Here is a 20247-nt window from a genome sequence, read left to right as displayed (position 1 = left end):
TCAGCCCCCTCGGCTTGGTCTATGATGGATAGCTGGTTGTCCTGCTTTTTCAGCTTCGGCTGATCCGACAGATCCCAGCCATCCCATTCATACCTGGCAACTGGCAAAATCCAGTTGCGCGAACAAAGGTCCAATTATGAAGTCTGATACCCACCCGAAATACGAAGCTGTTGTCTTCAACGACCTGGCCTCCGGCACGAAGTTCCTGACCCGCTCCACCGTGTCTTCCTCCAAGACCATCGAGTGGGAAGACGGCAACACCTACCCGGTCATCGACGTCGAAATCTCGTCCGAGTCCCACCCGTTCTACACGGGCAAGCAGCGCATCATGGACTCCGCAGGCCGCGTCGAGCGCTTCAACGCTCGCTTCAAGGGCTTCGGCGGCAAGAAGTAATTCCTTCGCCCAAGCTTGTTGCTGGACGCCCGCACCGGAAACGGTGCGGGCGTTCTGCTTTAACCGTGCACCCGTTTTTTGGGGCAGGATGGGAAGCATGAGCCAGCCCTTTCCTGCCACTGATCCTGCCGGCACCCCGCGACTGCACGGCGAATACAAGGTCCCCGGCGGCAAGCTCGTCGTGGTCGACCTTTACGTCGAGGACGGGGCTCTGGCGGAGGTCTCCGTCAGCGGCGACTTCTTTCTCGAACCCGACGAAGCCTTGGAAGACATCAACCGGGCATTGACCGGACTGCCGGAGACGACGACGGCCGCGGACCTTGCTGCTGCCGTCACGGCCGCCCTCCCGGCCGGGGCCGTCCTGTTCGGCTTTTCGGCCGACGCCGTGGCCGTGACGGTCCGCCGCGCGCTTGCCAAGGCGACCTCCTGGACGGACCACCACTGGAACGTCATTGCGCCCACGGTGCTCCCCACGGAAATCAACGTTGCCCTGGACGAGGTTCTCACCGAGGCCGTCGGAGCGGGGGAGCGGACTCCCACCCTGCGGTTCTGGGACTGGCAGGAACCGTCCGTGGTGATCGGCAGCTTCCAGTCCGTCCAGAACGAGGTGGATCCCGACGGTGTGGCCAAGCACGGCATCAACGTGGTGCGGCGGATCAGCGGCGGCGGCGCGATGTTCATGGAAGCCGGCAACTGCATCACGTACTCGCTCTACCTGCCACAGACGCTGTTGGACGGGCTGAGCTTCGCCGACTCCTACCCGTTCCTGGACGCCTGGGTCATGGCGGCACTGGAGAAGCTCGGTATCAACGCCTTCTACGTCCCTCTCAACGACATCGCCACGGATCAGGGAAAGATCGGCGGCGCCGCGCAAAAACGCCTGGCCAACGGGGGAATGCTGCACCACGTGACCATGAGCTATGACATCGACGCCGACAAGATGGTCGAGGTGCTGCGGATCGGCAAGGAAAAACTCTCTGACAAGGGCACCCGCAGCGCAAAGAAGCGCGTCGATCCGCTCCGCCGGCAGACGGGCCTTGCCCGGATGGCGATCATCGAAGCCATGATCGAGGTGTTCAGCGAGCGCTACGGGGCCGCCCCGTCACAGCTGGCCGGGCACGAGCTCGCAGCCGCCGAGGAACGCGTGGCTGCGAAATTCGGCACCGAGGAGTGGCTCTACCGCGTTCCGTAGCCTCACGGCGGTTACCCGCCGACCGATGACGAAACGCCGGCGGCCTGCGCCGTGAGCGCCCGCACCAGGTGGCTTCGCTGTTCGATGATGATCCGGCGCAGGGCTCGCGGTGCATCCCCGTTGGCCGCCAGCCAGTCATCCGTCCGCCGGACCACTGCATGCTGTTCAGGAGCCGCGCCCTGCGCCAAGTTCTGCGTTGACGGGTAGAGCCCGCGCACGATCCGGCTGGCGATTTCGATGCTCCGCTCAGCCCAAACGGTCCGCAGGCAATCGAAGTACGGGCCGACGTACGGGTCAAGCAACTGTGCCGGTGCCGTGCTGAAACCATTGATGGTGGCTGACAGCAGCTGGTTGGAAAGCTCGTCTTTCTTCACGGCGGCGTCCCAGGCTGCCGCTTTCACGTGGGCTTCGGGACGGGCCGCCATCGCCGTTGCGTGGCCGGCGCGGCCGGAGGCCGTGGTGTCCCGGGCGAGTTCGGCATCGAGTTCGGTGGCGGTGGCCTGTCCGTTGGCGGCCAGCGCGTGCCACAGTTGCCAGCGCAGTTCAGCGTCGACGGCCAGGCCTGGCACGGGAGCTGAGCCGTCCAGCAGGCCGCGGAGCCGCGGGAGCAGGGCGGGATCGTGCCTGCTGAAGCCCGCCAAGGTCCGCGCCCAGGCCAGTTGCTGGTCCGAACCCGGTGTGGCCCGGTCCAGTTCGGTTGCCGCGGTGGCGAGGAAGGACGCGCGGACCGAGTCCCTGGCTGCCGGCGGGACATAGTGTTCGACGGCGGTGGCCGCGTTGTCGAGGATGTTCAACAGGACGCCGATTCCGGTCTCGGCGGGGGCAAACGCGGCTACGGCGTCCACGTAGAGCGTGGCAGGGCTTTGCGCGTCGCGGGCAGAGTTCCACAAGGCCGTCCAGCAGAGGGCGCGGGCCATAGGGTCGGTGATCCGGTCCAGGGCGGCGCGGACAGTCGCCAGGGAGTCCGGGTCCAGCCGTACCTTGGCGTACGTCAGGTCGTCATCGTTGACCAGGATGAGGGCGGGCCGTGGCTGTGCGGCAAGCTGGGGGAGTTCCGTCCTGGCGCCCGCCACGTCGGTCTCAAAGCTCTTGGTACGGACCAGCGCGCCCTCGCCGTCGAAATCGTAGGAGCCGACCCGGAGGCGGTGCGGCCGCAGCTCTTCGCGTCCGGTGGCCGGGTCCACTGCTTCCTGGACGATGGCCACCCCTGCCGGCAGGCCGTCGCCGGAACCGCCGGCGCCTACCTGAACGGACAAGGTGGAGATCCCGGAGGTCTGCAGCCACTGGTGGGCCCAATCGGTCAAATCCCGGCCGGAAGCGGCCTGCAGGGCCTCAAGGAGATCGGCCAGCGTGGTGTTTCCATAGGCGTGGTTGCGGAAATACTCCCGCGATCCGGCGATGAAGGCGTCAAAGCCGACGTAGGCCACCAGCTGCTTCAGCACCGAGGCGCCCTTGGCGTAGGTAATGCCGTCGAAGTTCTGCTTGGCGGCTTCGAGGTCGGGGATGTCCGCCACGATCGGGTGGGTAGTGGGGAGCTGGTCCTGCACATAGGCCCAGGCCTTGCGCTTGTTGGCGAAGTTGACCCAGGCGGTGCCCCAGCCGGTGGCCTGGTCCACGCCCAGGGTGCCCATGTAGTCGGCGAACGACTCCTTGAGCCAAAGATCGTCCCACCACTGCATGGTCACCAGGTCGCCGAACCACATGTGCGCCATCTCGTGCATCAGGGTGTTGGCCCGGGCCTGGTACTGCGCATCCGTGGCACGGGACGTGAAGACGTAGCTTTCCGTGAAGGTGACCAGGCCGGGATTTTCCATGGCGCCCAGGTTGTACTCGGGCACGAATGCCTGGTCGTACTTCCCCCAAGGGTAGGGGAAGTCGAAGAGGCGGTTGAAGAAGTCCAGGCCCGCCTTGGTGAGCCCGAACAGCGCCTCCGGGTCAAAGGACGCCGCCATGGACGCCCGGCAGTAGAGGGCGAGCGGCACGTCCAGCCGGGTGCCGTCGTCGAGCGTTGCCTCCCAGCGGTCTTCTGCCTTGAAGTAGGGGCCGGCGAGGACCGTGGTGATGTACGTGGACAGGGGCAGCGTGGTGGCGAAGTCCCACCGGGCGGTAGCCGGATCGCTGGTGAGCAGGGTGCGGTTCACCTCTGCCCCGTTGGATGCCACCTGCCAGTGGGCCGGCGCCGTCACATGGAAGGTGTAGGCGGCTTTGAGGTCCGGCTGCTCGAAGTTGGCGAAGACCCGGCGGGCGTCGGCCGGCTCGTACTGGGTGTAGAGGTAGCACTGGCCGTCGGCCGGATCCACGAAGCGGTGCATGCCTTCGCCCGAGCGGCTGTACAACGCCGTGCCGGTAACGGTCACCTGGTTCTCGGCCCGCAGGTTGTCCAGCCGGATCCGGGCGCCATCCACCACCTCCGCCACCGGCAGGCCCTTGCCGTTGAGGAACACGCTGTGCACTTCGCCGCCGATGAAATCCAGGAACGTGCTGGCGCCGGGCTCTGAAGCCGTGAAGTTGATGACGCTGCGGCTCGTATACCCTGCGACGGCCGGATCCGCCGCTTGCCGCACATCCAGCGAGATGTCGTAACTGGTGGTGCTGATCAGGACTGAACGTTCAGCGGCTTCGCGGCGCTGCAGATTCTCATGTGACACCCGGCTATCTAATCATGGTGCCGTTTGATTGACTCAGCCCGCGATCACGAAGGCGGCTGCAAGGCCCAGCACGGCAATCAGGAGCCAGGAGGCGAGGGCCGCGAGGAGCGCCGGCCCGCCCGTGTGCAGCAGGGTGCGGATCCGCACCGCGGAGCCCAGCCCGAACAAGGCTGCGCCCAGGAGGATGTCCTGCAGGGTGGCACCGGCCTCGAGCCAGCCGGGACCCAGCCAGCCCGTTGACCTAAGCGCCACCATGGCAACGAACCCCAGGACAAACAACGGCACCAGCGGCGGCCTTTTCGCGGTGGAACCGTCCGGCCCGGCCGGGGGCCGGGCGCCGCTGCGGTGGTGCGCCCCCGCCAGCGCGGCAACCGGGGCCAGCAGCAGGACCCGGGTGAGCTTGACGACGACGGCGATCGCCAGCGCCGCGGTGCCGGCGGTTTGCGCCGTGGCCACCACCTGGCCGACGTCGTGCACCGAGGCACCCGTCCAGGCGCCGAAGACGGCCGCGGAAAGCCCCAGCGGATGGGAAAGCAGGGGAAGGACACCAATGGCCAGGGTTCCGCAGAGGGTCACCAGGGCCACCGGCAGGACCGTATCCGCGTGCCGGATGCGGCGGACGGCGGCCATGGCGCCGATTGCCGAGGCGCCGCAGATGGAGAACCCGGTGGCCACCAGCAGCGATGTCACCGGCGGCAGGCGGAACAGGCGGCAGATCGCGTAGGTCCCGCCGAAGCTGGCAGCCACGACGCCCACGATCAGGACCAGCGCCGGCCAGCCCAGGCCCAGGACGTCCATGACGCTGACCTTCAGGCCCAGGACCACGATCCCGCCGCGCATCAGGTGCTTGCCGGCGAAATCCAGACCCGGCCTGGCACGGCCGGCCGTCCACGCTCCCGATCCAGGCAGGTTGGCGGCGAGGACGCCCAGGACCACGGCAACGGTCATGGCCGGCAGGGCAGGAACCAGTCCGTGCACGAGAAACGCGGCGGCAACGGCGGCTGCCGCGGTCAGTAAGCCTGCCATGAGCCGGACCAGCGGGCGACGGGAACCGCCGTGGCCCGGCGCTGGGAGGCTTCTGCTGTCTGGCACTCACCTACTGTGCCCGAAGAGGCCCGTAAAGTACGAACCGGGCCATCGGTGCCAACACGCCAGAATGGATGGCAGTAATGAATTCGAAACAAAAAGATGGTTGGCTATTGGACATGTCAGACCTATTCCAGGATTACTCCGAGGCCGCGGGCCGCACCGGGGCCTACGACGAGATGTTCGCCCCCGGCCAGCAGGCCAGGGACTCGTACGGGCAGGTGGCCGACGCCCTCCGGAAACTCTCGCTGGCGGACGTGAGTGCGCGCGCGGACTCGATGGCCCGCACCTTCCTGGACCGCGGTGTCACGTTCGACTACGCGGGCGAGGAACGGCCCTTTCCGCTGGACATCGTTCCCCGCGTCATCCCGGCCGCCGAGTGGAGCGTCCTGGAACGCGGCGTCGCCCAGCGTGTGCGCGCCCTCGAGGCTTTCCTGAACGACGTCTACGACAAGATGACGGTGGTCTCCGACGGCGTCATCCCGCGCCAGCTCGTGACCACCAGTGCACACTTCCACCGCCAGGTCCACGGCTTTGAACCGGCCGGCGGGGTCCGGGTCCACATTTCCGGCATCGACGTCGTCCGCGACGCCGCCGGCACGTTCCGCGTCCTGGAGGACAACGTCCGTGTTCCCTCCGGCGTGAGCTATGTGCTGGAGAACCGGCGCGCGATGGCCAAGGGCCTGCCCGAAGCCTTCGGCCAGCAGCTCATCAGGCCCGTCGAGGAGTATCCCCGCCGGCTGCTCTCGGCCCTGCGCAAGACCGCGCCGGCCGGCGTCGACGACCCCACCGTCGTCGTCCTCACCCCCGGCGTGTTCAACAGCGCCTACTTCGAACACACGCTCCTGGCCGGGCTCATGGGCGTGGAACTGGTGGAAGGCCGCGACCTCATCTGCCGCGGCAACCGTGTCTACATGCGCACCACCGCGGGCGAACAGCGCGTGGACGTCATCTACAAGCGGATCGACGACGACTTCCTGGACCCGCTGCAATTCCGCTCCGATTCCATGCTCGGCTGCCCCGGCCTGGTCAACGCCGCCCGCGCCGGCGGTGTCACCATCGCCAACGCGGTGGGCAATGGCGTGGCGGACGACAAACTGGTTTACAGTTACGTCCCTGACCTGATCCGCTACTACCTCAGCGAGGAACCCATCATCGCGAACGTGGACACCTTCCGCCTCGAGGAGAAGGAGGCCAGGGAGTACACCCTGGACAACCTTGCCGAACTGGTGGTCAAGCCGGTGGACGGGTCCGGCGGCAAAGGACTGGTCATCGGCCCGGACGCTTCCAAAGATGAACTGGACGCCCTCCGCCAGCGGATCATCGCAGATCCGCGCGGCTGGATCGCCCAGCCCGTGCTGCAGCTATCCACCGTTCCCACCCTCGGCGGGGACAAATTCGGTCCCCGGCACGTGGACCTGAGGCCCTTTGCCGTGAACGACGGCGAGAATGTCTGGGTGCTCCCCGGCGGGCTCACCCGGGTGGCGCTGAAGGAAGGGTCCCTGATCGTCAATTCCAGCCAGGGCGGCGGATCCAAGGACACCTGGGTCCTCGCCGATTCACCCCAGATGCCGGTGGAAACTGTTCCCCGCCAGTCGGTCACGGTCCGCGAGCGGGTCTCCGTGTGGCCCGTGGAAAGCAACTGGCGGGACCGCCAGTCGGAGCAGCAGCAGTGAGCCGCGCCGCCGTCGGGCATTTTTCTTTCAACGTTCCGGACGCGCAGGAGGTAGCCGCGAATGCTTAGCCGTATTGCCGAGTCCTTGTTTTGGATCGGCCGCTATGTGGAGCGGGCGGACGGCACCGCCCGCATCCTCGACGTGCACCTGGAGCGCCTGAACCACCTCCCGATGGAGGAACGCCGAAGCGTTGCCCAGGAACTCCTGGCGGTAATGGGAGCCCGGCCGCAAAGCGAAGACTTTGGCCTGCCCGAACTGCTGCACGCCCTGGCCTACGACAAGACGAGCGCCACGTCCATCGCCGGGTCCCTCGGGGCAGCCCGGGAAAACGCCCGCCGTGCAAGGGAAACCGTCTCGTCCGGTTTGTGGGAGAGCCTGAACACCACGTACTACGGGCTCAGCCAGCACCGCAAGGATGTGGTGGGCACCTACCGCTTCTGCAACTGGACCCTGGAGCGGACGGCCATGGTCAGCGGCCTGGCCGACACCACGGTCAGCCACGACGAAAGCTGGCTCTTCCTGGTCCTGGGCCGATCCCTGGAACGCGCCGACATGACGGCCCGGATGCTCTCGACCCGCGACGTGCTCTCTGCGGGGATGTCCTGGGTCAACATGCTCCGCTGCGCCGGTGCCTACGAATCGTTCCTGCGGACCCGGCGGGCAGCGTTCGGCGACCAGCACGCGGCCGAATTCCTGCTCCTGGACCGGTTGTTCCCGCGGTCGATTGTCTACGCACTGCGCGACGCCGACGAGTGCCTTGCCAAGCTGGATCCGTCCGCGCAGCGGGTTGGCTTCATCAACGACGCCCGCCGCATCGTTGGCCAGGCCCGGACCTTCCTCGAGTTCCACCGGACGGATGACCTCATGTCCGAACTGCCAGAGCACATGGAGCGGGTGCAGAAGGCGGTTTCCCAGGCCTCGGATGCCATTTCCCGTAAGTACTTCAATCAGGCGGACGAACTTGCCTGGGTGGGAGAAGTGTCATGACCCGGTTGAGCATCGTCCACAGGACGGCCTACAAATACAACAAGCGGGTGACGCTGTCCTACAACGAAGCCCGGATGACGCCGCTGACGGACTCCCAGCAGGTAGTGCTGGAATCCGTGGTCAAGGTGTCCCCGTCCCAGGCAGCCGTCAGCACCTACCGTGACTACTGGGGCACCCGGGTGACGGCCTTTGACATGCAGATGCCGCACGACAACCTCGAAGTGGTCTCCAACATCACTGTGGAGGTGCACCGGGCGGAAAAGATCCCCACCGAGGCGGACATCGTGGGCTGGGACGTCCTGGCGTCGCCGGACACCCTGAACACGTTCAGCGACTGGCTGCCGCAGTCCCGGCTGAGCGGCCCCGGTGAGGAAGTCCTGGGCATCGTTCCCGGCGTGGTGGCCGGCAAGAACCCGCACCAGGCGGCCATGGCGGTCTTTGCCTGGATGCGGGGCGAGATGACGTATATGTCCGGCTCCACCGCCGTCACCACCAATGCGGAAGAGGCCTGGGGCCAGCGTCAGGGTGTCTGCCAGGACTTGGCCCACCTTGCCATCGGTGCACTGCGGAGCTGCGGCATTCCGGCCCGGTATGTTTCCGGCTACCTGCACCCGCGGTCCAGTGCCGGGATCGGCGAAACCGTGGCCGGGCAGTCGCACGCCTGGCTGGAATGGTGGGACGGGGACTGGCGCAGCTGGGACCCCACCAACCACAAACCGGCCGGGGACTTCCACGTCACGGTGGCGCGTGGCCGGGACTACCGCGACGTGCCTCCGCTGAAGGGCATCCTGTCCGGCGGTGGCGGGTCCGCCCTCAACGTAAGCGTCGAGATCACCCAGCTCGCCTGACCACGGCGCCCCCGGCCCTCGCGGCCGGGGGAGGTGCCGGCGTCGTCCTATTCCGGTGCTGACCTGGCCGAACTGCTGATCTGCGTCCACCAGGTCATCGGATCGGTGACTTTGAAGCGGCGCCCGGTCATGGACTCCGGGGTGACGCGCACGAACGCATCCTTGCGTCCTGCCTGCCAGGGGAACAGGTAGAGGCGGGAGGTATCGAGGACCTCCTCGGTGCTGGTGACCAGTGCGGCGGTCCCCTTGATCACCACGCTCCACGCCAGGCCAGTGGCCGGGTCCACGCCGTCTGCCTCCACGGCGACGGCGGCGTCCTCACCGGTTGCGGCGGAGAGCTTGGTGCCCTGGCCGGTGCGGAACACCAGGGTGCCCCCGTCCACTGTGTAGTTGACCGGAAAAATGTCCGGCCGCCCGTCCACCAGTACCGCGAGCCTGCCCACGGAGACGGTCCGCAGCAATGCCCAGCAATCGTGGTGTTCCAGGTTCTCCACTTGGGTTGATGACTCGTTGCTCATGCCGTGAGCATACGCCCATCACCAGGGGCTGGGCTTGTAGTCCTTGAGGAAGACACCGTACTGGTCCTCACCGTTTTCGCCCATGACGATCGGATCATAGACGCGGGCCGCGCCGTCCACCAGGTCCAGGGGAGCGTGGAAGCCTTCCTCCATGAGCCGGACCTTGGTGAAGTGGGGCCGTTCGTCGGTGATCCACCCGGTGTCCACGGCCGTCATCAGGATGCCGTCGGTGTCCAGCATCTCCTGGGCGCTGGTGCGGGTCATCATGTTCAGCGCTGCCTTGGCCATGTTGGTGTGCGGGTGTCCCGGCCCCTTGTAGGCCCGGGAGAACTGGCCTTCCATGGCGGAGACGTTCACGATGTACTTTCGTCGCGCCGTGGACCGTTTCATTGCCCCGCGAAGGCGGCTGACCAGCAGGAACGGGGCCGTGACGTTGCAGAGCTGGACTTCGAGCATTTCCAGCGGATCCACTTCGTCCACCACCTGGGTCCAGCTGTTGATGGTGGCCAGGTCCGGGACCAGCCCCCCGGCGTCGATGGCCGTCCCGGACGCAATCCGTTCCAGTGACGCTGAGCCGGTGGACAGGGCGAGCGACGTGATCGCATCGCCGGCCAGGACCGGGTGTTCGGTCACGCTGCCGGCCAGGGCCAGGGGGTGCTTGTCATGGGCGTGGCCGAAGGTCAGCAACTCGGGACCACCGTTGGCGTGTTCCAGGGCTGGGGGCAACGGCTCATCCTCGGCATCCACCAGCGGCTTGTAGGCGTTGCCTGACCGGCGGACGGTCTGCGCCGCGTTGTTAATGATGATGTCCAGCGGCCCGGCCTCGTCCAGCGAATCGGTCAATGCCATCACCTGGGCCGGATCACGGAGATCGATGCCGACGATCCGGAGCCGGTGCAGCCAGTCGGCGCTGTCCTCCATGGCGGCGAACCGGCGGGCGGCGTCCTTGGGGAAGCGGGTGGTGATGGTGGTATGGGCACCGTCCCGGAGCAGCCGGAGGGCAATGTACATCCCGATCTTGGCGCGGCCGCCGGTGAGCAGCGCACGCCGGCCGGTGAGGTCAACGCGTGCGTCGCGCTTGCTGTGGCTGAAGGCCGCGCATTCGGGGCAGAGCTGATGGTAAAAGGCATCCACCTGGGTGTAATGCTGCTTGCAGATGTAGCACGGGCGTGACCGGATGAGGTGGCCGGCGATGTTTCCGGTGGCGGACGGAGCCAGTTTGTTGCCGCGGGTTTCGTCGTCGATCCGGTCCGGGGCAGCGGTGGCGGTCTGGGCGATGACTGCCCGGTCGGCTTCGGCAATGGAATCGCGCTTGGTGACCCTGCGGTGGCGCTTGACGGCCTTGAACATCTTGCCGGTGGCGCGGCGCACCGAAACGTAGTCGGGGTGCTCCTCGTCGTACGCGTGGATCGTATTCAGGACCTTGAGGCAGGCCTGGATTTCCTCAGGGGTCAGATCGGGGGAGCTCATTAGCCAAATTTTACAGCGTACGGCGCGGGCCGGAGGACCGTCCAGGTGCTCCGGCCCGCGCCGTATGCTCTTGCCGTCAGTACTAGGTCAGGAGACCCTGGCGCCGTCCGGTGAGGCCTGCGCCGCGGCGGCCGCGTGCGTTCCGGCCACCTTGCCCACGGTCTCGCGGACCTCGGGGTACCGGTCAGCCGCAGCCTTGACGGCGTTTGGCATGAGCCCCAGGTGTTGGGCGGCCAGCTGCCGTTCGTCGTCGCCGGGTTCCGGTACCTGCTGGCCTTTGGCCAGGACGGTGATGCCGGATTCGGTGACCTTGAAACCACGCGCCCGGTCCAGGTCCGGGTCCAGGCCGATGGCAGCCCCTGCCGGCACCTTGACATTCTTGTCCAGGATGGCCCGGTTGATCACGGCGCCCGCTCCAACCTGAACCTTGTCCATCAGGACCGAGTCCGTGATCCTGGCGCTCGTGGCCACGTAGACGTCGTTGGAAAGGACGGAGCCTTCAACGATGCCGCCGGAGATGACCACGCCGCTGGCCACGATCGAGTCCAGGGCCGTTCCCACCGTGTTGTTGTCGCCCCGGACAAACTTCGCGGGCGGCGAGATGCTTTGCCGGGTGTAGATGGGCCACTCGGAGTTGTAGAGGTTGAACACCGGCATCGGGGAGATGAGGTCCATGTGGGCATCGTAGAAGGAGTCGATGGTGCCCACGTCGCGCCAGTAGGTGCGGTCACGGTCGGTGGAGCCGGGAATGTCGTTGAGCGTGAAGTCGTAGACACCGGCTTCACCACGGTTGACGAAGTAGGGGATGATGTCGCCGCCCATGTCGTGTTTGGTGTCCAGCCGCTCGGCATCCACATGCAGGGCTGCCACCAGGGCGTCAGCGTCGAATACGTAGTTGCCCATGGAGGCCAGGAACTGGGACGGGTCCGCGGCCAGGCCCGGCGTGCTGGCCGGCTTTTCGACGAACGCGGCGATCTTCTGGGAGTCGTTCTGGTCCACTTCGATGACGCCGAACTGATCGGCCATGTGCAGCGGCTGCCGTACGGCCGCGACCGTGGCCTTGGCGCCGCTGTGGACGTGCTGGGCCACCATCTGTGCGAAGTCCATGCGGTAGACGTGGTCCGCGCCGACCACGACGACGATGTCGGGGTTGGCGTCATGGATAAGGTTCAGGGATTGGTAGATGGCGTTGGCGCTGCCAAGGAACCAGCTCTTGCCCACGCGCTGCTGGGCGGGAACGGAAGCGATGTAGTTGCCCAACTGGGTGGACATGCGCCAGGTCTCAGAGATGTGGCGGTCAAGGCTGTGCGACTTGTACTGGGTCAGGACGACAATCTGCAGGTAGCGGGAATTCACAAGGTTGGATAACGCGAAATCGATAAGTCGGTAGCTGCCGGCAAAGGGCACGGCGGGTTTGGCCCGGTCTGCCGTCAGTGGCATCAGCCTGTTTCCCTCGCCGCCTGCGAGGACAATGGCCAGGACTTTCTTATTTAACGGCATGGTGGTCGCTCCTGTACGCCTTCGTAACTCCCAAGACAGTCCGGTGCACCCGGACTCCTTCACACTAGAACAGTTATGCGTGAAGGACTACCTTGGGTCTTGTGCGTATAGACATTGTGACTAAAGAGTTTCCGCCGGAGATCTACGGTGGCGCCGGGGTGCACGTCGCCGAATTGAGCAGGGTGCTTAGTAAGCATGTTGACCTGCAGGTTCGTGCTTTCGGGGCGCCGCGCGACGCTGACTACCACGGGGCGACGGTGACGTCCTACCAGGTGCCGGAGGACCTCGGCGGGGCCAATGCCGCGGTCCAGACCCTGGGCGTGGACCTCCGCATCGTGCCGGATGTCCAAGGCGCCGACGTGGTCCATTCGCACACCTGGTACGCCAACATGGCGGGGCATCTGGCGTCGCTGCTTCACGGAATTCCGCACGTTCTCAGTGCCCACAGCCTCGAGCCGCTGCGTCCTTGGAAGGCTGAGCAGCTCGGCGGTGGCTACGCCCTTTCGTCCTGGGTGGAGAAGACGGCGTACGAAGCTGCGGCCGCCATCATCGCCGTTTCGGAGGGCATGCGGCAGGACATCCTGCGCAGCTACCCCAACGTGGACCCGGAGAAGGTCCGGGTGGTCCACAACGGCATCGATGTTGCGCTGTGGCAGCGTGACGAGAATGACGACGCCGTCCGCGCCCTGGGCATCGATCCAGCCAAACCAAGCGTCGTTTTTGTGGGAAGAAACACGCGGCAAAAGGGCGTCCCCTATCTCCTGCGGGCCGCCGCGAAGCTTCCCGCCGACGTTCAGCTGGTCCTGTGCCTGGGCGCGGCCGACACCCCCGAGCTGGCAGCGGAAACCGCCGCACTGATCGAGGACCTGCAGAAGCAGCGCACGGGCGTTGTCCTCATCGAGCGGATGCTGCCGCGCCATGAGCTGATCCAGGTGCTCAGCCACGCCACAGCGTTCGCGTGCCCCTCCATCTACGAACCCCTCGGGATCGTCAACCTTGAGGCGATGGCCTGCGGGGCAGCCGTGGTGGCCAGCGCCACCGGCGGCATCCCCGAAGTGGTGGAGCACGGCACGACCGGGCTCCTGGTGGACCTTGAGCAGGTGACCGACGGTACCGGAACGCCGCTGGATCCGGAGAAGTTCGTCAAGGAGTTCGCAGCAGCCCTCACCGAAGTGGTGTCAGATCCCGAGCGTGCCCGCGCCATGGGACAGGCCGGCCGGGAACGTGCCGAAAAACACTTCTCCTGGGAATCCATCACCGAGACCACCCTTGAGGTCTACCGTTCGGTGCTGCCCGCCACCAGCTGAGCGTTCCACGCAGAAACGACGCCGGCGCCGCCCCCGTGGAAGGGGGGCGGCGCCGTCGTCGTTATGCCACTCGAGGGGGCGCCCCGTGTGTCTCAGCCGTTGCGGCCGGCCGCGGTCTTAGCGATCAGGACCTTCTCGTCCACCGGAGCCTGGCCACTGGCACGCTCATTCCGGAAGTGCGCACGGGCCTCGTCCTGGCGCACCTTTTCGGCACCCGTGGCGATGGCGGCGCGGACATGGTCCTCCCCGTAGCCGAAAGCGTCCACCAGGTCCACGGCGTGGGGACGGATCTTCTCCAGCAGCCGGTTGATGTAGCCGCCTACTGTCCGTGCCCGCTGCATGGAGAGGCGGCCGTTCATGAGGTACCAGGACAGATTCTTCTCGATCAGGGACAGGCCAAAGAGGTCCCGCAGCCAGGTCAGGACCTTCCTGGTGCCCGGGTCGGCCACCTGCTGGAGCGCCTCGGTAAAGGCCTCCCACTGCAGCAGCTCGGCGTGTGCCCGGGCAGCGTCGATAAGTTCGTTCTGGTGCCTGTTGAACAAGGCTGCGCCCTTGTCCTGCGAGAGGCGCTTGCTGCCCTTGAGTGCGGCACCCGCCTCAGCCACCATGGTCTGCACCCTGTCGGTCAGGAGCGCGCGCTGGCCTTCCTCGTCGCGGAGGGCGATCGCAGCCTTCTGGACCGACCCGGTGTCCGCCACGAACTGCGCCACCTGGCGCAGGCCGGTGCGGTGGACGGCGGCGCCGGCCGCCTGGTTTACCACGTAGCGCGCCAGCACGCCGAAGTCCACGTTCCGGAACTCCTTGGCGTAGTCGGCAAGCAGGCGCTTGGCCACAAGCTGCAGCAACACGGTGTTGTCGCCCTCGAACGTGGCATAGACGTCAAGGTCGGCCCGGAGCGAGGCGAACCGGTTCTCGATCAGGAATCCGGCACCGCCGCATGCCTCCCGGCACTCCTGCAGGGTATCCAGCGCGTGCCAGGTGCTCAGCGGCTTAAGCGCCGCCGCCAGGGTTTCGAGGTCCTGGCGGTCCGCGTCGGTGTCGTGCGCGCCGGAGAAGACGTCGTCGAACTTCTGCAGCAGCTGTTCATGGGCAAACCCGGCAGCATAGGTGGTGGCGAGCGCGGGTGAAGCTTCCGCTGGTGCCGCTGGTAGTCCAGCAGGACTTCCTCGTCGGTGTGGGACGAAGCGTTGAACTGGCGGCGTTCGGTGGCGTACTGGATGGCCGCCTTCAACGCCAGCTTGGACGCGGCAACGGCAGCGCCGTCCAGGGACACGCGCCCTTGGACCAGCGTTCCCAGCATCGTGAAGAAGCGGCGGCCGGGACTCGCAATGGGGGACGTGTAGGCGCCATCGGCGTCCACGTTGCCGTACCGGTTCAGGAGGTTGGTGCGCGGGACGCGGACGTTCGTGAAGTGCAGGCGGCCGTTGTCGATCCCGTTCAGGCCGCCCTTGATGCCATCATCCTCGCCGCCGATGCCGGGCAGGAACTCCTTGGTGTCCGGGTCCCGGAGGTCAACATAGAGTGCGTGGACGCCGTGGTTGACTCCCCTGGTGACAAGCTGGGCGAACACCACTGCTCCCAGTCCGTCCATGGCAGCGTTGCCGATGTAGTCCTTCCACGCTGCACGGAACGGGTTGTGGATGATGAATTCCTCGGTATCCGGGTCATAGGTGGCCGTGGTGGCGATGCTGGCAACATCAGAACCGTGCCCTGTTTCCGTCATGGCGAAGCAACCGGGGATGGCCAGGCTCATGATGCCCGGCAGCCACTTGGCGTGGTGTTCGGCCGTGCCCAGGTGCATGACGGCCGACCCGAACAGCCCCCACTGGACCCCGGCCTTGATCTGCAGTGAAGGATCCGCCACCACGAGTTCCTCGAACCCGGCGATGTTTCCGCCGTGGTCGTCGGAGCCGCCCAGTTCCGCCGGGAATGCGCGGTGGACGGCGTTGTTGTCCACGAGGTATTGCAGCTGGCCGAATACCCGTTGGCGATGGTCCGTATGTGTCAGGCCTTCGACCTTGTGCAGTTCCGGCCGTGCAGCCAGGTCCCGGGCTTGGAGCCGGACATCGGCCCACTTTCCCAGGAGGTGCCGGCCCAGGGCCGCGACGTCGACGGCGGGTGCAGGGGAGTCGGCTACGGGGTTGGCTGCCGGGGTTGCCGGGGAGCGGAGCCCTTTTCGGGCGGTGCGGTCCACTACGTCAGTCATGTCACAGTCCTTCTTTGGCGGATAACTTGGTGGTCGGTGGGGCGGGGGTGAGTTCGGGTGCTATGCCAACACACAGCCACGCCGTAATGTGGCGGGCCATGGCTTCCTGGCTGGGCTTGGCGGGGGAGTCCGGAGTGTTGAGCCATTGCTCTCCAGCGTTCCGTACCAGGCCGATCGCGGCCCGGGGCCAGAATCCGATGACCGTTTCCCCCACATCACCCAGATGGGAGCGCATGGGCGCAGCGATCATGTCCGCAATGGCATCGAAGAAGTGGCCCAGGGCGCCGGTCGACGTCGCGGGAGACGTGGGTTCCGTGGGCTCGGCGGGGGTGTAGCTGGTGACGAATGCATAGACGCTGGGGCTGGTGTCCGCCATCTGCAGGTAGGCCGAGACCATCGCGAGCAAGCCTTCCCGCGGCGTCACGGCACTCTGCGCGGCTTCCTTGATGCGGTTCTGCATCTGGCTCAGGACCACTTCCCCCACCGCCTGTTGCAGGCCGGCTTTGTCCCCGAAGTAGCGGTAGAAAACGGACTTGGAGGTTCCTGCCGCGGTGGCGATCTCCTCCATGGACGCATCGCTTCCGAGGGCATGGACCGCTCTGCGGGCCTGCTTGATCAGCTCCCGGCGGCGTTCCTCGCGGTGACTCTGCCAGCGTGCCGAGCGGCCGTCTGAACTGGCGGCAGGCGGGAGCTCGACGGTAAGCGGAAAGCTGGAAGTGTGGAAGTTCACGATACCCAGCGTATCAGGTACGCTGGGTATCGGTAACCGCATGTGAGCAGAGGAGCCACCCATGTCCATCGACGGACAGTCCACGCCAGCACCTGACGAATCAGTTCGACCAGCAGTTTCTGCGCCGCGCAGGGCGGTGATTGTTGGCGGCAACAGGATTCCCTTCGCGCGCGCCGGCGGCGCCTACGCAAAGTCCTCCAACCAGGACATGCTGACCGCAGCCCTTGACGGCCTGATCGCACGGTTCGGCCTCCAGGACGAACGGATCGGACAGGTTGCCGCAGGAGCCGTCCTGAAGCACTCCAGGGACTTCAACCTCACCCGGGAAGCCGTCCTGGGGTCTGCACTGTCCGCCGAAACCCCGGTGTACGACCTCCAGCAGGCATGCGCCACCGGTCTCGAAACCGTGGTGGGGCTGGCCAACAAGATCAAGCTTGGACAGATCGATTCCGCCATCGCCGGCGGCGTGGACTCAGCCTCTGATGCCCCCGTGGTGGTCAGCGAGGGGCTCCGCGACATCATCCTTGACCTCAACCGCGCCAAGTCGCTTCCACAGCGGCTCCAGATCCTAAGCCGCCTCCGGCCAAAGGACCTGGCCCCGCTGGCACCCGGTACCGCGGAACCGCGCACCGGCCTGTCCATGGGGGAGCACCAGGCGCTGACCACGGCGCAGTGGCAGATTTCCCGCGAAGCGCAGGACGAACTGGCACTGAACAGCCACCGTAACCTCGCAGCCGCCTATGATTCAGGCTTCTTCGACGACCTGCTGACTCCCTACCGGGGACTGACGCGGGACGCCAACCTCCGCGCTGATACTTCCTTGGAAAAACTGGCATCGCTGAAGCCGGTGTTCGGCAGGAACCTGGGCGCCGGCGCCACCATGACAGCAGGCAACTCCACCCCGTTGACCGACGGCGCCTCAACCGTCCTTCTTGCCTCCGACGACTGGGCCGATGCCCGCGACCTGCCCAAACTCGCCGCCGTGGTGGACGCCGAAGCCGCAGCAGTGGACTTTGTACACGGCAAGGATGGCCTGTTGATGGCCCCGGTCTTCGCCGTGCCGCGGCTCCTGGCCAGGCAGAACCTGACGCTGGGAGACTTCGACTTCTTCGAAATCCATGAAGCCTTCGCCGCCACGGTCCTCAGCACGCTGGCCGCATGGGAGGACGAGGAATTCTGCCGGACCCGTCTCGGGCTTGACGGCGCGTTCGGCAGCGTCGACCGTTCACGCCTCAACGTCAACGGATCTTCGCTCGCGGCGGGTCATCCCTTCGCCGCCACCGGCGGACGGATCGTGGGTTCGCTGGCCAAGATGCTGCACGCCAAGGCGGACGCGGAGGGCCGGCCCGTCCGCGGCCTGGTGTCTGTGTGCGCGGCAGGTGGCCAGGGCGTCGTCGCGATCCTGGAATCGGTGTAGGGGGCAGTCATGACGGATACATATACCCAGCTGGTCAACAGCGGCGCGGGCCGCAACCTGGCCAGAAAGCTCGGACTCCCGCAGCCCGCAGTGCTTCGGCGCTACCAGCCAGGACAACCGCTGGTCGTTGGCCCGGTCGTCGTTGTCGGAAACAGTCCTGCGGCGGACAGCCTCGCCACCGAACTGCTGTCGTGGGACCTCGATGTCCGGAGGCACGCCGTTCCGGCCGAAAAGCTGGGCGCCATCATCCTGGTCCTCGACGAGCTGGAGCATCCCGCGGATTTGGAACAGCCGGTACTCTCCGCTGCAGGTTCGTTGCGGGACCTGCAGGCCGGAGGTCGGGTCATTACGGTGTCCCGGCCCGCGGCGGGCGTTTCTTCCCCTGCAGCAGCGGCTGCCCGCCAGGGCGTGGATGGTTTCCTGCGTTCCCTGGCCAAAGAGCTGCGGGCGGGCGCCACGGCCAACGGTGTCCTCCTCTCGGACGGCACCACCACCACGAGTCCCAGCGCACTGGGCGCCATCAGGTTCTTCCTTTCCAGCCGCTCGGCATTTATTGACGGGCAGTTCCTGACGGTCTCTTCCCCGGACGGTGCGCTTCCCGCCAACACAGACCGGCCGCTGGAGGGCAAGGTCGCTGTGGTGACAGGCGCAGCCAGGGGTATCGGCGCGCAGATTGCCCGGACCCTGCACCGCGACGGTGCCATGCTGGTCCTGGTTGACATTCCGGCGGCGGGTGACCAGCTGGCGGCCGTGGCCAACGAGGTGAGGGGTACGGCGCTGCAGCTGGACATCAGCGGCGCAGACGCCGGGGCGCGGATCCTTGAGCATGCAGCGCAGCGGCATGGCCGCCTGGATATCGTGGTGCACAATGCCGGGATTACCCGGGACAAACTGCTGGCCAACATGGACCATTCCCGGTGGAATTCGGTCATCAACATCAACATCGCAGCCCAGCTTCGGATCAACGAAGCCCTCCTCGCCGCGGACCACTTCCGCTCGTCACCGCGGATCGTGTCAGTTGCCTCCACGAGTGGCATTGCCGGCAACAGGGGCCAAACCAACTACGCCGCCTCCAAAGCAGGCGTGATGGGAATGGTGCGGGCCACGGCACCGCTGCTTGCCGCCAGTGGCGGCACCATCAATGCCGTCGCGCCCGGGTTCATTGAGACCGAGATGACTGCGCGGATCCCTTTCGCGGTCCGTGAGGTGGCGCGCCGGCTCAACTCGCTGCAGCAGGGAGGCCTTCCCGCGGACGTGGCGGAAACCATTGCCTTCCTGGCCAGCGACGCCGCAGGTGGTATCAACGGGGAGGTGTTGCGGGTGTGCGGTCAAAACCTGGTGGGGGCATGACACTCCAGCAACCGGTGATCCTGGCGGAGATGCCCTCGCTGTCCAAGCTGTATGTCAACGCCGCCGCCCAGGCAGCACGTCGCAGGCTCCTGGGAACGCATGATTCCGCCGATCTTCCGGCCGAGAGCCACGACGTCAGGGGCGTCACCGTGGACGTTGGAAACCTCACGGCGTACCAGCACCTCATTGGTGAGACCGCCAGTGACGTCCTGCCTGCCGGCTTCATCCATGCCCTGGCCTTTCCCCTCGCCATGAGCGTCATGAACCGCGACGACTTCCCGCTGCCGCTGCTGGGGATGATCCACCTGCGCAACAGCGTTGAGCAGAGGACGCCGTTGGTCTTCACGGACGTGCTTGACATGACCGCCAGGGTGGAAAATTTTCGAGGCCACCGGGCAGGGACGCAGGTGGACGTCGTGGCTGAGGTGCGACGCGCGGGCTCGGCGGACATTCACTGGCGCGGAGTTTCCACCTACTTGGCCAAGGGGTTGTTCCTTCCCGGCATCGACAAACCAACCGCCGCGGCGCCGAAACCGGAATTCACTGCTCCGGCACCGACGGCGCTGTGGCACTTGGGGGTGGACACAGGACGGGGGTACGCCGCCGTGTCAGGTGACTTTAATCCAATCCACCTGAGCGTCCTCTCGGCCAAGGCGCTGGGGATGCGCCGGTCGATAGCCCACGGAATGTACCTCGCCTCGCGTGCGCTCGCCGACGTCGGTCCCGCCCGGGGCGACGCCTTCAGCTGGGACGTGGAGTTTGAAGCGCCCGTTTTCCTGCCGTGCCGGGTGGCTTTGGAGATCAGCACGGACCAGGCCTCGTCCGGTGCGTGGAAACATTCGCGCTATGTGGCCTGGAACCCACGTTCGGGGCGGCGCCACTTCCACGGCAACGTCTCAGCGCTTTAGGCAGTATGAC

The 20247-nt window shown here is 66.3% G+C and carries 15 protein-coding genes and 1 pseudogene; 9 read left to right on the top strand and 7 right to left on the bottom strand.

The annotated features are described in order from the left end of the window. Nucleotides 1-136: 136 nt before the first annotated feature. Together AC4EEO_RS09265 and lplAB are read left to right on the top strand one after the other, a co-directional pair. A complete protein-coding gene (locus AC4EEO_RS09265) occupies nt 137-394 on the top strand; it encodes a type B 50S ribosomal protein L31 (RefSeq protein WP_018761303.1) in 258 nt (85 codons plus the stop codon). Nucleotides 395-491: 97 nt separating this feature from the next. Then, entirely contained in the window at nt 492-1586 is a 1095-nt protein-coding gene (gene lplAB, locus AC4EEO_RS09260; RefSeq protein ID WP_491340304.1) for a lipoate-protein ligase LplAB, read from the top strand. Between the two features lie 11 nt (nt 1587-1597). Here the strand turns inward: lplAB and pepN are convergent, their stop codons facing one another. Together pepN and AC4EEO_RS09250 are read right to left on the bottom strand one after the other, a co-directional pair. Then, a complete protein-coding gene (pepN, locus tag AC4EEO_RS09255; RefSeq protein ID WP_491340303.1) occupies nt 1598-4234 on the bottom strand; it encodes an aminopeptidase N in 2637 nt (878 codons plus the stop codon). Between the two features lie 33 nt (nt 4235-4267). Further along, nucleotides 4268-5326, bottom strand: coding sequence for a YeiH family protein (locus AC4EEO_RS09250; protein WP_491329943.1), 1059 nt, complete (start codon nt 5324-5326; stop codon nt 4268-4270). Between the two features lie 113 nt (nt 5327-5439). Here AC4EEO_RS09250 and AC4EEO_RS09245 point away from each other — a divergent pair, with 113 nt between their 5' ends. Genes AC4EEO_RS09245 through AC4EEO_RS09235 form a run of 3 tightly spaced genes read left to right on the top strand, consistent with a single transcriptional unit; the run spans nt 5440 to nt 8831 of the window. Then, nucleotides 5440-6996 carry a circularly permuted type 2 ATP-grasp protein gene (locus AC4EEO_RS09245; protein WP_018761307.1) on the top strand — a complete coding sequence of 519 codons (1557 nt, stop codon included), beginning with the start codon at nt 5440-5442 and terminating at the stop codon, nt 6994-6996. Nucleotides 6997-7056: 60 nt separating this feature from the next. Then, entirely contained in the window at nt 7057-7983 is a 927-nt protein-coding gene (locus AC4EEO_RS09240) for an alpha-E domain-containing protein (RefSeq protein ID WP_018761308.1), read from the top strand. Then, nucleotides 7980-8831 (top strand): transglutaminase family protein, encoded by an 852-nt coding sequence (locus AC4EEO_RS09235; RefSeq protein WP_491340302.1) that lies wholly within the window; start codon nt 7980-7982, stop codon nt 8829-8831. Before AC4EEO_RS09240 ends, AC4EEO_RS09235 begins: the two co-directional genes overlap by 4 nt. 47 nt (nt 8832-8878) lie before the next feature. On the opposite strand, the gene AC4EEO_RS09230 is transcribed toward AC4EEO_RS09235, so the two are convergent. The 3 genes from AC4EEO_RS09230 to glgC form a co-directional block, all read right to left on the bottom strand. Beyond that, entirely contained in the window at nt 8879-9349 is a 471-nt protein-coding gene (locus AC4EEO_RS09230; protein ID WP_026264461.1) for a pyridoxamine 5'-phosphate oxidase family protein, read from the bottom strand. Between the two features lie 18 nt (nt 9350-9367). After that, nucleotides 9368-10819 (bottom strand): SDR family NAD(P)-dependent oxidoreductase, encoded by a 1452-nt coding sequence (locus AC4EEO_RS09225; protein ID WP_109044603.1) that lies wholly within the window; start codon nt 10817-10819, stop codon nt 9368-9370. Between the two features lie 87 nt (nt 10820-10906). Continuing rightward, a complete protein-coding gene (glgC, locus tag AC4EEO_RS09220) occupies nt 10907-12319 on the bottom strand; it encodes a glucose-1-phosphate adenylyltransferase (RefSeq protein ID WP_018761312.1) in 1413 nt (470 codons plus the stop codon). 101 nt (nt 12320-12420) lie between these two features. Between glgC and glgA the strand changes: the two genes are divergently transcribed. Continuing rightward, nucleotides 12421-13626, top strand: a complete 1206-nt coding sequence (gene glgA, locus AC4EEO_RS09215) for a glycogen synthase (protein ID WP_026264462.1) — start codon at nt 12421-12423, stop codon at nt 13624-13626. Nucleotides 13627-13718: 92 nt separating this feature from the next. Here glgA and AC4EEO_RS09210 read toward each other — a convergent pair. Together AC4EEO_RS09210 and AC4EEO_RS09205 are read right to left on the bottom strand one after the other, a co-directional pair. Continuing rightward, a pseudogene (locus AC4EEO_RS09210) lies at nt 13719-15832 on the bottom strand (acyl-CoA dehydrogenase family protein). Between the two features lies 1 nt (nt 15833). Further along, the gene (locus tag AC4EEO_RS09205) at nt 15834-16562 is read right to left on the bottom strand and encodes a TetR/AcrR family transcriptional regulator (RefSeq protein ID WP_491340301.1); all 729 of its coding nucleotides are present in this window, start codon (nt 16560-16562) and stop codon (nt 15834-15836) included. Between the two features lie 61 nt (nt 16563-16623). Between AC4EEO_RS09205 and AC4EEO_RS09200 the strand changes: the two genes are divergently transcribed. The 3 genes from AC4EEO_RS09200 to AC4EEO_RS09190 are packed head-to-tail and all read left to right on the top strand — an operon-like array spanning nt 16624 to nt 20237. Continuing rightward, nucleotides 16624-17979, top strand: coding sequence for an acetyl-CoA C-acetyltransferase (locus tag AC4EEO_RS09200; protein WP_491340300.1), 1356 nt, complete (start codon nt 16624-16626; stop codon nt 17977-17979). 9 nt (nt 17980-17988) lie between these two features. Further along, nucleotides 17989-19329, top strand: coding sequence for a 3-oxoacyl-ACP reductase (locus AC4EEO_RS09195; RefSeq protein WP_491340299.1), 1341 nt, complete (start codon nt 17989-17991; stop codon nt 19327-19329). Next, nucleotides 19326-20237: a MaoC family dehydratase gene (locus AC4EEO_RS09190; RefSeq protein ID WP_491340298.1), complete on the top strand. Its 912-nt coding sequence runs from the start codon at nt 19326-19328 to the stop codon at nt 20235-20237. Before AC4EEO_RS09195 ends, AC4EEO_RS09190 begins: the two co-directional genes overlap by 4 nt. The last annotated feature ends 10 nt before the right edge of the window (nt 20238-20247 follow it).

It is taken from the genome of Pseudarthrobacter sp. MOO13 (assembly GCF_058267655.1).
The sequence above is the reverse complement of the archived record's forward strand: the minus strand, read 5'-3'. Positions and strand labels throughout refer to the sequence as shown.